Below are 12,801 nucleotides of genomic sequence, written 5' to 3'. Positions count from 1 at the left end.
TTTTACGCCGCCGGACGCCCGCAAACATGCAGATTCTATGCCGCCTTGCCGGTTACGACGGCAGCGGTCGGCAGACCCTCGTCGATCGGCAGCGCCGGGTCGCGCGACCACTCGTTCCAGGAGCCGAAGTACATCCGCACGTCCTTCACGCCGGCGTTCTTCAGCGCCAGGAAGGTGTTCGAGGCGCGCGCGCCCTTGAAGCAGTAGAGATAGACCGGTGTGGTCTGCGAGATGCCGACGGTCGCGCACTCCGCCAGGATCTCGTCCTTCGACTTGAAGCGCGGGCCTTCGCCGGTCGGCTTCATCATCCGGTACCATTCCAGCCAGACGGCGCCGGGAATGCGGCCCTTGCGCGGGCAGAAATCCTTGCCGTAAGGCGAGGAGCTCTCGCCGATCCACTCGTCGACGTCGCGCACATCGAGGATCGCGACGCCGGGCTTGCCGACCGCCGCCAGCATCGCCTTGGCGTCGATCATGATGTCGCCGGCCTCAGGCACGATCGCAAATCCAGCCTTCAGCGGCACCGCAACGTCCGTGGTGATGGGCAGATCGGCGGCCTTCCAGGCATCGAAGCCGCCATGCAGCACCTTGATCTTGGGATAGCCGAGCATCGTCAGCAGGTAGTAACCGCGGCAGGACTGACCGAAGCCGGAATTCATCGACTGCTCGTAGATCACGGCGGTCTCCTTGCCGGAGAGACCGGCGGCGCCGAATGCGTCGGCGAACTTGGTCTTCAGCTCGTGGATTCCCTCCGGCGTCGAGGTCGCAAGGAACGTGAAGACGTCATGCACATTGACGGCACCGGGCAAATGGCCGGCCGCATAGGCATCCGGATTCCGCGTGTCGATGATGACACACGGCTCTTTCTTGACGAGCTCGGCAAGTTCGCCGGCGGTGATCAGAACGTCCGTCATGGCTCTCTCCTGTTTGTGGTTGCAGTTGTGGTGGTCCCGAACTCTCGTCACCCGTCCGCCAGCATCTTGCGCAGCTGCTTGGTGGCGGGCGTGACGATGGCGACGAAATAGGCTTCGCGCAGCCTGCGCTGGGCGCGATGGCTCATCAGATAGCCGCGCGCGCCGCAATGGAGCATCGCCGCATGCGCGACCGCGACGCTGGCATCGCCGAGCCGCAGGCGCAGCGCGACGACACGGCGCCAGTAGCTGTCGTCGGCGTTGTAGGGATCGCTTGCCAGCGTCATCGCCTCCTTCTCGAACTCGGCATAGAGCTCGCGGAATTGCACCGGCTGCTGCGGCAGATAGCGGTTGACGTGACCGAGCGGCGCATGGACCTCGTCCATGATGTTGATGCAATCCTTCATCAGGCCGAGGCCCATGCCGACCTGCAGCAGGATGAATCCGGCGCGGATCTTCCTGACGAACGGCGCAGCCGGCTCGGCCAGGATCAGCTCGTCGGGCACGAACACGTCGCGGAACTGGACGCCGTAAGTGCCGGTGCCGTCCATTGCGAGGAAGGGCTTGCACGGCGTCAACGTGATCGCGGGGTCGGAGCAATCGGCAAGGAACATGACCGTGCTGCCCGGCTCGCCGTTGGTGCCTTCGTCCTCTCGCTCGAAGATCGTGCCGAAGTAGTGGTCGGGCCCGAGATTGGACACCCAGGGCAGCGCACCGCGGACGATGTAGCCGCCATCGACCTTGCGGCCCTTCAGCTTCAGCCGCTCGATGCCGAAGAAGCTCTTCATCGGGTTGGAGAGCCCGGTGCCGCCGAGCGCGCGCCCGCTGGAGAAGCAGTTGCCGAAGCGCGCGGCGAGCTTCACGTTGGTGGAATTGGCGACGTACCAGACCAGCGTGTTCTGGCACCACGCCATGAACGCGGTGGCGCCGCAGACCTCGCCGAGCGCGGCCATCGACTGGATCGCCCAGCGCAGGTCGGCAGGCCCCTCTTGCGGCACGTGGCTGCTCCACGCGCCGACCTTGCCGAGCCGGCGCAGGAAGTCGCCGGGATAGACCGAGCCGGCGTCAATCGCGGATGCGAGCGGCGCCAGATCCTGACGGGCGAGGCGCGCGACCTCGTCCGTGATGGTCGGTGCGGGATCTTGAGCTGCGACCCGCGATAAAGCCAGTGAACCCATGGTTGGTCTCCGCACCTTGAATTGCCGGTCGAGCCTTACGCGCTGACCTCGAGATTGACGGGACGGGTGAAGGTGTTGGCGACCGGCGACCACTTCTTCACATGCGCCACCAGCGCGTCGATCTCGCTCTGCGCGACGCCCTCGCATTCCATGTCGACCTTGACGCGGACGTCGGTGAAGCCGACCGGCTTCTCGCTGACGTCGCCGGTGCCCCACACCGCGGTGATGTTGAGGTCGCCCTCGAGCTCGAGCTCGAGCTTGTTGACAATCCAGCCGCGATGCACGGCGTTGGCGTGCAGGCCGACCGCCAGGCAGGAGCCGAGCGCGGCGAGCGAAGCCTCGGAGGGATTGGGCGCGGTGTCATCGCCGAGCAGGCCCGGCGGCTCGTCGACGATGTAGGGCGCGAGGTTGCGGATGTAGTTGGCGTGGCGGAACTTGCCCTCGGCCACCGTTCTGCACTTCAAGGTCTTGATCACCTTCGGGTTGGCCTTGCCGTTGGCAATCAGCTGCTCGAGCCCGCCTCTGTCGATCGGCGCGAGGCAGCCGGTCAGTGCGGTTTTTTGAGCGACAGCGGTCATCAGTTTTCTCCCTGGGAGCGATGGATTGGGTCAGGATACCGAACGGTCTGTTTCCTGCACGAAGCGTGCCAGTCCTCCGCCAAATCAAAAGGTGAAATCGCGCAGGCGGTTAGCTCTGCCTGCCTGCCGATTGATCAGGGCGCGGCTGCTCAAACGCGGTGCATCTGCCGCGCCGCCGCGATTACTTTGAGCGCAGGACGGCGCACATGCCCGCCCCCCGTGAAGATGCGACTTGATGATTTTGCCGCGCTCCGATTTACTGCCGCGCATGGCCAAATCGCTTGCGAAGAAAAAACCTGCCGCCGCGTTCGCCGCCGGCGACGACGAGTCCGCGCGCGGGCGCCTGCTCAATGCGGCGACGCATCTGTTCTGCAAGAACGGCATCAACGCCACCGGCATCGATGCGATCATCGACGAGGCCGGAACCGCGAAGACCACGCTCTACAAATTGTTCGGCTCGAAGACCAACCTCGTGCATGCCGTGCTGGAGAGCGAAGGCCGGCAGTGGCGCGAATGGTTCATCGGCGCGATCGAGGCCGGCGGCGGCGATCCGCAGACCAAGCTGGCGCGGATCTTCCCTGCCCTCAAGACCTGGTTCGCCGAGGAACGCTTCTACGGCTGCCCCTTCATCAACGCGGTCGCCGAGCACGACAAGGATGCCAAGCAGTTCCGGAATATCGCGCTGAAGCACAAGAAGGTGGTGCTGGCGCATATCGAGAAGCTCGCCGGCGAGATGGGCGCGACCGAACCGGCGGTGCTCGCGCACCAGCTCGCGCTGTTGATCGACGGCGCCATCGTCGCCGCCATGGTATCGTGCGATCCCGGTGTCGCCGACACCGCGGGCCTCGCCGCAAGCAATCTGTTCGCGCCGGCCAAGCTGAAGAAGGCGAAGCGCGCGGGCCGCGCGGACGAACTCATGGCAGTCTAGGCGCCGCGATAGAGCGACGCCCCCGATCACCTCGCTGCCCGACTTGATCGCCGCCGCTCGAAATTAACCGCTGGCCGAACGGATCGGCGCTGCCAACGGCCGCATTGCAGCCTCCGGCATCGGTATTCAGCGGCGCGATCGCCCGCCGGATTTACCTGTCGTCAATCACACCGCGCGATCCGCCGCGGCCTTAAACGCCTGTTAGCTCCGGCCGGGTCAGTTGCGACGTGAAAGTACGGGGCAAGAACAATGCAGTCCGAAAAAGGACGATACAGCCAGCCGCGCTGGGGCGTGACGCGCTGGCTCGCCGATGCGGGTCCGGGCGTGCCCGATGACATCCGCGCGGCGCTGATCGGGGATCTCTATGGCTCGCTGCCGGTGTTCGCGGCCGGCGCGGTCAATACGGTCGCCGTCGCGGCCGTGATTGCGATCCGCGAGCCGACCGCGCCGTTCATCACCTGGGTCATCCTCGAACTCGTGATCTGCCTCTCGCGACTGGCGGTGCTCCTGGCTGCGCATCGCGCGGCACGCGAACGGCGGCCGACGCCGACCGATCTGCACCTCGTCCTCGCGGTCGCCTGGAGCGCCAGCGTCGGCTTCGGCATCCTGATCAGCCTCGCAAGCGGCGATTGGGTGGTTGCGATGCTGGCCTCGCTGTCGGCGGCGGCGATGGTCGGCGGCATCTGCTTCCGCAACTTCAGCGCGCCCCGCCTTGCCGGCACCATGATTTTGCTCAGCCTTGGTCCGATCGTGCCGGGCGCGGCATTGGCCGGCGAGCCGCTGCTGTTCATCGTGTTCCTGCAGGTGCCGATGTATCTCGCGGCGATGACGGTCGCGGCCTTCCGCCTCAACAAGATGCTGATCGCGACCATGCGCGCCGAGCGAGAGAACGGTCATCTTGCCCATCACGACACCCTGACCGGCCTGCGCAATCGCGCCGGTTTCGTCGCCGCGCTGAACACGAAGCTGGCGGCTCCGGCCGGAAATGGCAGGCCGTTTGCGCTGCTGTTCCTCGACCTCGACAATTTCAAGCCGATCAACGACACCTATGGCCATGCGGCCGGCGACCAGGTGCTGATGCTGGCCGCCGAGCGGCTGCGGCGCGCTCTGCCAGAGACCGCAGCGATCGCGCGCCTCGGCGGCGATGAATTCGTGGTGCTGGCGAACGGCGTCACCGCCGAGCAGGCGCTCGGGATCGGCCAGCACATCATCCAGGCCGTCACGATGCCGTACCGGCTGGCCGACGGCACCTTCGCAAAGGTCGGCGTCAGCGTCGGTGTCGCTGTCTCGCCCGAGCACGGCACCGAGGCCGAGGAGCTTTTGGCCGTTGCCGATGCCGCGCTCTACGAGGCCAAATCCGACGGCAAGGCACAGTGCCGCCTGGCCTCCGTCGCCACCAATGTCGCGGCGCTGCGCCGGCTGACGAAAAAGGATTCCACGCTGGCGCTCGATCGCGGCGCCGCCTGAGGCGACGTCCGGCAGGAAGGCCGCCCGCGATCGTCAAATACCATCAGTGTCTGGTGTCGAGCTTGCGCAACTCGGCATTGGCTGGCGCCCATTCAAAGTAGATCCTCGGGCATCCGTCAGCGGCGAGGCGAAGCAGCCGCACGGCTTCGTCCGTCGCACCTTTCGCCAGCGCCAGCTCACCGCCATAGAAATGCGCTTCGCAAAGCTGCCCCTTCACCTTGACCGGATTGGCATCGTCGGCGGCCTTAACGACCGCTTCCAGCGCCGTGGTGCCGAGAAAAAGCCGAACGATCGGCGACGGCCATTGTGACATGTCAAGCTGCTTGGCGACCTCGTCAAGCTTGCTCGATTGACCAGTCTTGCGACGTACCAGGTCGAGCCATAGCTGCGTGTAAACATCCTTCGGATCGAGCTCGCCGGCGCGGACGAACTCGTCGTTCGCTTCCGACAGGAGCCCGCCTTGAAAGTAAGCGCTCCCCGCCCAGCGATGAAGTTGAGGATCGTTCGGGGTCAGCTCGATCGCCTGTTTGATGTTGGATAGTCCCAGTTCGAGGTCGCCGCGAGCGCGAAGGATGCTGGCTCGGCCAACATAAGGCAGGGGATTCTTTGGATTGAAACGGATAGCTTGATTGAAGTCGTCCAATGCGAGCTCTATGTCGCCCTTGACGATGTGCGCGTGGCCACGGCAGATGAGGCCTACCCCCGTCCCGCGTTCCGGGCTGATCTCGATCGCACGATTGCAGTCAGCTATCGCCCGATCTGGCTCGCCCTTGAGATTGTAGGCGCGCCCGCGGCCGACATACGCAGCCACATTGTCGGGATGGGTTAGAAGGGCTCGGCCGTAGTCGTCGATCGCGCTGTCAACATCCTGCTTGATCAAGTAGGCGCCAGCCCGTCCCAGGTATGCGTAGGTGTCTTTTGGAGCGAGTTCTATGGCTCGACCGTAGTCGGCAAGCGCTGTATCGACCTCGCCCTTCCGTTTATGCGCCCATGCCCTGCGGAGAAGGGCGATCAGATTGTTCGGATCGCGCTCGATGACGTAATTGTAGTCCTCGATTGCCCGATCAACGTCGTTCTTATCAAGATAGAGCGCTGCCCGTCGAAAATGCGCAGAGATCGCTCCTTGCAAATTGGTCGACATCGCCTCGATCAAGGCAGTGCAACCTGCGATGCGATCATCCAGGCTGATGTTTCCGGCCACGGTGCACTTGGCTGGCGGGAGAAGTTGTGCACGCGCAGCCGGAATTGGCACCAGCAGCACTCCAAGCGCGATCATCATCGCCCTGGCGGCGAATGCACGTTTTACCCGTTCTGTCACATCGTCCCCCACGCCCACCGGGAGACTAGTAGCAAAGCTCCTGCCCGCAACACAACCTTCCGTTGCTTGTGCCGCAACGGCAGGCCGACGGTATGGGCGCGATGTTGCCTACAGATCGAAGTTCGTCGGCAGCATCACGACGTCGCGGATGGTCATGCCGCGCGGTCGGGTCAGCATGAACATCACGACCTCGGCAACCTCGCTCGCCTCCAGCAGGCTGCGCGCCGCCTTGGCCTCCTCGAGCTTCTCCGCCGGCCAGTCCGCGAGCAGCGCGCTGATCACGGGCCCGGGCGAGATCGAGCCGACGCGGATGCCGTGCTTGAACACCTGGCGCCGCACCGTCTGCACGAAGCAGTTGATCGCCCATTTCGATGAGGCATAGACCGGCTCCCACGGCGTCGGGAAATGTGCGGCGAGCGAGCTCGTCACGATGATGTCGCCGGTCCCGCGCGCGATCATGTGCGGCAGCACGTCGTGCACGTTCTTCATCACGACATTGACGTTGAGGTTCAGCATCCGGTCGATCGCGCCGGTATCGGCATCGACGAGATCGCCGCCGACATAGATCCCCGCATTGGCGTGCAGGATGTCGAGCTGGCCGGCCTTCTCGAGGATCTTTGGCAGCAGGCTCGCGCAGGCCGTCGGATCGAGCAGGTCGATGACCAGCGGAATCACCGCATCGCCGTGCTGGCCGGCGAGCGCTTGCAGCGCGGCCGCGTCACGGTCGACCATCACCACGCGCGCGCCGGCGGCCAGCATCGCCTCGCTGCTCGCAAGTCCAATGCCTGACGCCGCCCCGGTCACGGCCGCGACCTTGCCTTCCAACTGCTTCGCCATCGTCTCCACCCTGTCAGGTCAGTGCGGCACGCATGGCAACACATCGCGGTCGTGATGTCAGCTCCCATGCGGCGAGCTGCGTTATCCGACGCGCACGTCCCGTCACATGCGGAGCATCGGCGGCCGCGTGGCGAAACGGCGACGCAGCCATTTTGCCGCCGGCCCCGCCGGCCGCTGCTTGTGCCAGACCACTTCCAGCGCGACGGGATGCGCGCCCTCGTCGAATTCCAGTTCGGGAACGGCCAGTTCCTCGGCAATTTGCGAGCTTGCCATGATGTGGGCCGGGATCAGCGCCCAGCCGACGCCCTGCTTGAGGATCTGCAGGATCACCCAGTGGCTCTCGACCCACCACACCTCTGCCGCGACACGCAGCCGGTGCCGCTCGGTGCCTTCGTTGCGCACCGTGACCATGATCTGGCGATGCCGCTTCAGTTCTTCCCAGTCCACCCGCCCATGCGCCAGCGGATGGTTCTTGCCGCAGACGAGTTGCAGCGGCACCCAGCCGATGGTCTTGAAGCCGAGCTCGGGCGGCAGATGCTCCTGTCGCCACATCACGCCGACATCAGCCTTGCCGTCGAGTACGAGACGGCTGACGTCCTCCATGATCGGAAACAGCAGCTCCACTTCGACATGAGGAAAGCGCTTGGCGAATTCCGCAAACAGCTCGCCGACCGCGCTCTCCGGATAGAGCTCGTCGATCGCCGCCACCAGCCGCTTCTCGACATGCGCCTCGAAGCTGCTGGCGACACCGATCAGATGCTCGCGGCGATCGAGGATCAATTTTGCTTCCGGCAACAGCCGCGCCCCCGCTTCGGTCAGCATCGGGTTGCGGCCGGCCCGGTCGAACAGCGCAATCCCGAGGTCTGTCTCCAAATTGGCGACGTGCGTACTGACGGCCGATTGCGCTTTCTTCAGAAGCCGGGCCGCGCCGGAGAACGAGCCCTGCTCGGCCGCCACCACGAAGGATTCGAGCTGGTCCATGGAAACGGCCATCTATCTCTTTTCCAGATATTATCTAACTTTGTAATCCCACAATATCAGATAGAAACCCGGTCGCAACGACAAGAAAGGGTTTCAAAATGTCTATGCGTTCCTTCTCCGACCGGATCAGGCACGCAGTCCTGTTCGAACTGATCGGTATCGCCATCTTCACGCCGGCAGCCGCCTGGCTGTTCAATCAGCCGGTCGCCCATATGGGCGTCATCGGCGTCGTCTCGGCGACGGTGGCGACAATCTGGAACTTGCTGTTCAATCTCGGCTTCGACCACGCGCTGGTCCGCGTCACCGGCCGTGTCGTCAAGACGATGCCGATCCGGGTCGCGCACGCGATGCTGTTCGAGGCCGGCCTGATCGTGCTGCTGATCCCGTTCGTCGCCTGGTATCTCGGCATCTCGCTGTGGGCGGCGCTGATGATGGATATCTCGATCGTCGCGTTCTATCTGGTCTACGCGTTCGTCTTCAACATCGCGTACGATCGCGTCTTCCCGGGCCGCGATCTCCGCACGCACGGTCGTACGGCGAACCGGGCCGTGCCGGCCTGATCAATCTCGGCGCCCGGCGCGGCGGATCATTCGATCTGCCGCGCCGGACCCTGACACCGCGCGAATATTTCCGGCAATAGCGACTGCACACAAGTTCCGCCGCGCTCCACTCATAGACTGGTTTGATCCGGCTTGGAGGCGATGGAATGCTTCAAGCCGACATGCCCGTCAGAGGCTGCCAGCCGGCCAACAATGCCAAAACGGCCAACAACAAGAAGCGGAGGACCACAATGCCAAGGAACCGTTCACCCCAGCTCACCCGCCGTGATCTCATCAAGGGCACTGCCGCCACGTCAGCCACGCTGCTGCTCGGCAGGCCCGCGATCGCCAAGGGCAAAACCGAGATCGTGATCGGCAACATCGACGCCTATTCGGGACCGGCTGCGGTCTATTCATCGATCGGCCGCACGCCCGGCGGCTATTTCAAGATGATCAACGAGCAAGGCGGCATCAACGGCCGCATGATCAAGTACATCACCTATGACGACGCCTACAGCCCGGCCAAGACCGTCGAGCAGGCGCGCAAGCTGGTCGAAGGCGACGAGATCGATGTGCTGTTCGCGCCGCTCGGTGCGCCGACCAATGCGGCGATCATGAAATACATGAACCAGAAGAAGGTCCCGCACCTCTTCATCGCGTCAGGCGCGACCAAGTTCGGCGACTACAAGAACTTCCCTTACACCATGGGTTTCCAGCCCTGCTACCAGATCGAAGGCCGGGCCTTCGCGCAGCATGTCCTGTCGACACAGAACGATCCCAAGATCGGCATCGTCTATCAGAACGACGATTTCGGACGCGACGTGCTGAAGGGTTTCAAGGACGGACTCGGCGGTAAGACATCGTCGATCGTGGCGGAGTTGTCCTATGAGACCGCGGATCCGACCATCGACAGCCAGGTGGTCCGCTGCAAATCCGCCGGCGCCAACGTGTTCATGAGCATGACCACGCCGAAATTCGCGGCGCAAGGCATCAAGAAGATCGCCGAGCTCGGCTGGCAGCCGGCGCATTACATCGGCAACAATGCCTCCTCCGCCGGCTCGACACTGAAGGCCGCAGGCTTCGACGTGTCCAAGGGCATCATTTCCAGCGCCTATTTGAAGGATCCCGTCGACGTCGCCTGGGACAACGATCCCGCCATCCAGAAATGGCGGGCCTTCCTCGACAAATACGATCCCGCGGCGGCCAAGAACGACATCTACGCCGTCACCGGCTATCTCACCAGCCAGATCCTGGTTCAGGTGCTCAAGCAGTGCGGCGACGATGTCACGCCCGAGAACATCATCAAGCAAGCGGCGAATTTGAAGGATGTCGATTCCGACATGCTGCTGCCCGGCATCAAGATCAACACCTCGCCAACCGACTACTATCCGCTCGAGCAACTGCAACTGACGCGCTTCAGCGGCGAACGCTACGAGCCGATGGGACCGGTGATCGACGGCGGCATCTCGAAGGCGTGATCGTCCGGGCGTCTGCATCGGCGCCGCGCGGACGCGAACCGGCTTGCAGTTGCCATCGCCCGCTCATCGGCCGATGATGCGCAAAACGGACCAGAACCAACCGGAGGAAGTGAATGCGCGGACGCCGTGTGCTGATGGAATCATTCGTGTCGCACGGCGTGCGTCATATCTTCGGCAATCCCGGCACGACGGAAACGCCGCTGCTCGACAGCCTGCCGGCATTTCCTCAACTCGAATACATCATGGCGCTGCATGAAGGCGTCGCCGTCAGCGCCGCCAGCTTCTATGCGCAGGCATCGGGACGGGTCACCGTTGCCAACCTGCACGTCGCTCCCGGCCTTGGCAACGGTATCGGCTCGCTCTACGGCGCGCTGAAAGCAAATTCGCCGGTGGTCGCGACGGCGGGTCAGCAGGACACGCGCATGCGGCTCAACAATCCGCTGCTCGGCCACGACCTCGTTGCGATGGCAGCGCCGGTGACGAAGTGGAGCGTTCAGATCGAGCGCGCCGACGAGATCGCTCCGATCATGCGCCGCGCGTTCAAGGTGGCGACCGATGCGCCGCAGGGACCGGTGTTCGTATCGCTCCCGATCGACGTCATGGAACAGGAGACCGCGGTCGATGCATCGACGCCGGACAATCTGTGGCGGTCGACACGCCCCGATCCGGCAGGCATCGAAGCGATGCTTGCGCTGCTTCTGAAGTCACACCATCCGGCCATCATCGCCGGCGACGACGTCGCGCGATCGGGTGGCGAGCAGGCGCTGGTCGCGCTTGCGGAAACGATCGGTGCGACCGTGTGGTTCGAAGGGCTGCGGCATCACGCGCCCTTTCCGACTAATCATCCGAGCTATCGTCAGTCGCTCCCCGGCGACGCCCGGCAGGTACGCAAGATCCTCGGCGAGACCGATCTCGTGCTGCTGATCGGCGGCCCGTTCTTCGAGGACATCTGGTTTGCGCCTGATAGTCACATTCCCCACGGCGCGTCCGTGCTCCAGATCGAGGCCTCGGCCGAGCGTCTCGCGCTCAACAACCGGCTCGATGCCGGCATCGTCGGCGACATCGCCGTCAGCATCAGTGCATTGACGGACGCGCTGCGCGCCAAGGCGGGCGCGGACTTCAGGCAGGCCGCGCAAAACCGCAACGCTGCGCTGGCCGAACTGCAGGCGAAGGAGAAGGAAGCTTATCGCGCGCGCGTCGAGAAGAGCTGGAACCGTGAGCCGAGCTCGATGCCGCGCGTCACCGCGGAACTGCGTCGCGGTCTGCCTGATGACGTCGTCATCGTCGATGAGAGCATCACCGCGAGCCTCGATCTCGCGCGCGCCTTCGATTATCGCGGCTTCGGCGACTATTTCGGCGGACGTGGCGGCGGCATCGGCCAGGGTCTTGCCGGAGCGATCGGCGTCAAGGTCGCAATGCCGGACCGTCCGGTTGTCGCGATCTCCGGCGACGGCTCGGCGATGTATGCGATCCAGGCGCTGTGGACCGCCGCGCACCACAAGCTTGCGATCGTCTTCGTGGTGCTCGCGAACGGCGAATACCGCATCCTCAAGCACAATGTGGATGTCTGGCGGCAGAACTTCGAAGCCGGCACCCAGCATCCCTATCAGAACATGGATATCACCGGTCCCGCGCTCGATTTCGTGCATCTCGCGGCCGGCATGGGCGTCGAGGCGGTCAAAGTCGAGAAGGCCGACGACATCGCCGGCGCAGTTGCGAAGGCTGTCGCGGCGCAGCGTCCGTACCTCGTCGAGATCGCAATCGAAGGCAAGCGCTAGAGGAGCTTCTGATGGCAGGCATTCTGGATGGCAAGGCTGCATTGGTGACGGGCGGCGGCTCCGGCATCGGCCGGGCAACCGCGATTGCCATGGCGCGCGAAGGCGCGCGCGTCGCGGTGTCGGATCTTTCGAAGGAGCGCATCGACGAGACGGTCGCGCTCATCAATGCGGCGGGCGGCCAGTCGATCGCGATCCAGGGCGACGTCACCGACGAGGCTGACGTCGCCAACATGGTGGCACGCACGGTATCGGCGTTCGGGCGCATCGATTGCGCGTTCAACAATGCCGGCGTGGCCGGGCGCTCCGTCGGCCCGCCCGGCCAACGCATCCATGAGCTCACGCAGCCCTCCGTGGCGAAGATGTTTTCCGTCAATCTGATGGGCGTCTTCCTCTGCCTGAAATACGAGATCGCGCAGATGCTCAAGCAGGGCAGCGGTGGCGCCATCGTCAACACGGCCTCGATCGCCGGGCTGGTCGGCCTTGCGACGTCGGGCCACTATGTCGCGACCAAGCACGGCGTCGTCGGGCTGACCAAGTCTGCTGCGATCGAATACGCCCAAGACGGCATCCGCGTGAATTGCGTCAATCCAGGATACATCAAGACGCCGATGACCAAGGAGACGATGGACGAGCGTTACGATGAAATCATCGCCAAGGTGCCCGCACGCCGCCTGGGCGTACCAGAGGAAATCGCGGAGGCCGTGGTCTGGATGTGCTCGGACAAGGCGTCGTTCATGACCGGCGCATCGCAGGTGGTCGACGGCGGCTACAGCGCCGCTTGAGCTGCGCTTCAGCAGAGCGTGTCGCG

12 protein-coding genes are annotated in these 12,801 nt (G+C 64.3%); 6 read left to right on the top strand and 6 right to left on the bottom strand.

Annotation, left to right across the window (positions count from 1 at the left end; genetic code table 11):
• Positions 1 to 35: 35 nt before the first annotated feature.
• Genes Q0030_RS28600 through Q0030_RS28590 form a run of 3 tightly spaced genes read right to left on the bottom strand, consistent with a single transcriptional unit; the run spans position 36 to position 2,667 of the window.
• A complete protein-coding gene (locus Q0030_RS28600; RefSeq protein WP_298374758.1) occupies positions 36 to 914 on the bottom strand; it encodes a sulfurtransferase in 879 nt (292 codons plus the stop codon).
• Positions 915 to 961: 47 nt separating this feature from the next.
• Complete coding sequence (locus Q0030_RS28595) at positions 962 to 2,089, bottom strand: acyl-CoA dehydrogenase family protein (RefSeq protein WP_298374755.1); 1,128 nt, start codon at positions 2,087 to 2,089, stop codon at positions 962 to 964.
• A 35-nt stretch (positions 2,090 to 2,124) separates the two neighbouring features.
• Positions 2,125 to 2,667: an OsmC family protein gene (locus Q0030_RS28590; RefSeq protein ID WP_298374753.1), complete on the bottom strand. Its 543-nt coding sequence runs from the start codon at positions 2,665 to 2,667 to the stop codon at positions 2,125 to 2,127.
• A 268-nt stretch (positions 2,668 to 2,935) separates the two neighbouring features.
• Between Q0030_RS28590 and Q0030_RS28585 the strand changes: the two genes are divergently transcribed.
• Together Q0030_RS28585 and Q0030_RS28580 are read left to right on the top strand one after the other, a co-directional pair.
• A complete protein-coding gene (locus tag Q0030_RS28585; protein WP_298374750.1) occupies positions 2,936 to 3,595 on the top strand; it encodes a TetR/AcrR family transcriptional regulator in 660 nt (219 codons plus the stop codon).
• 249 nt (positions 3,596 to 3,844) lie between these two features.
• Complete coding sequence (locus Q0030_RS28580) at positions 3,845 to 5,062, top strand: GGDEF domain-containing protein (protein WP_298374747.1); 1,218 nt, start codon at positions 3,845 to 3,847, stop codon at positions 5,060 to 5,062.
• Between the two features lie 43 nt (positions 5,063 to 5,105).
• Here the strand turns inward: Q0030_RS28580 and Q0030_RS28575 are convergent, their stop codons facing one another.
• The 3 genes from Q0030_RS28575 to Q0030_RS28565 all read right to left on the bottom strand — a co-directional run bounded on the left by Q0030_RS28575 (position 5,106) and on the right by Q0030_RS28565 (position 8,210).
• Positions 5,106 to 6,380 (bottom strand): tetratricopeptide repeat protein, encoded by a 1,275-nt coding sequence (locus tag Q0030_RS28575; protein ID WP_298374744.1) that lies wholly within the window; start codon positions 6,378 to 6,380, stop codon positions 5,106 to 5,108.
• Between the two features lie 108 nt (positions 6,381 to 6,488).
• Positions 6,489 to 7,217, bottom strand: a complete 729-nt coding sequence (locus Q0030_RS28570) for an SDR family oxidoreductase (protein ID WP_298374742.1) — start codon at positions 7,215 to 7,217, stop codon at positions 6,489 to 6,491.
• 102 nt (positions 7,218 to 7,319) lie between these two features.
• Positions 7,320 to 8,210, bottom strand: a complete 891-nt coding sequence (locus tag Q0030_RS28565; protein WP_298374739.1) for a LysR family transcriptional regulator — start codon at positions 8,208 to 8,210, stop codon at positions 7,320 to 7,322.
• A 92-nt stretch (positions 8,211 to 8,302) separates the two neighbouring features.
• Here Q0030_RS28565 and Q0030_RS28560 point away from each other — a divergent pair, with 92 nt between their 5' ends.
• The 4 genes from Q0030_RS28560 to Q0030_RS28545 all read left to right on the top strand — a co-directional run bounded on the left by Q0030_RS28560 (position 8,303) and on the right by Q0030_RS28545 (position 12,775).
• On the top strand, positions 8,303 to 8,758 hold the full coding sequence (locus Q0030_RS28560) for a PACE efflux transporter (RefSeq protein ID WP_363323507.1): 456 nt from the start codon (positions 8,303 to 8,305) through the stop codon (positions 8,756 to 8,758).
• 230 nt (positions 8,759 to 8,988) lie between these two features.
• Positions 8,989 to 10,215, top strand: a complete 1,227-nt coding sequence (locus tag Q0030_RS28555) for an ABC transporter substrate-binding protein (protein WP_298374733.1) — start codon at positions 8,989 to 8,991, stop codon at positions 10,213 to 10,215.
• Positions 10,216 to 10,328: 113 nt separating this feature from the next.
• Complete coding sequence (locus Q0030_RS28550; protein WP_298374729.1) at positions 10,329 to 11,993, top strand: thiamine pyrophosphate-binding protein; 1,665 nt, start codon at positions 10,329 to 10,331, stop codon at positions 11,991 to 11,993.
• Between the two features lie 11 nt (positions 11,994 to 12,004).
• Positions 12,005 to 12,775, top strand: coding sequence for a glucose 1-dehydrogenase (locus tag Q0030_RS28545; RefSeq protein WP_298374727.1), 771 nt, complete (start codon positions 12,005 to 12,007; stop codon positions 12,773 to 12,775).
• The last annotated feature ends 26 nt before the right edge of the window (positions 12,776 to 12,801 follow it).

Source organism: uncultured Bradyrhizobium sp. (genome assembly GCF_947648125.1).
In the GTDB taxonomy this organism is placed as follows: domain Bacteria; phylum Pseudomonadota; class Alphaproteobacteria; order Rhizobiales; family Xanthobacteraceae; genus Bradyrhizobium.
Note: the sequence above shows the minus strand (reverse complement) of the source record. Positions and strands in the feature narration are given on the sequence as shown.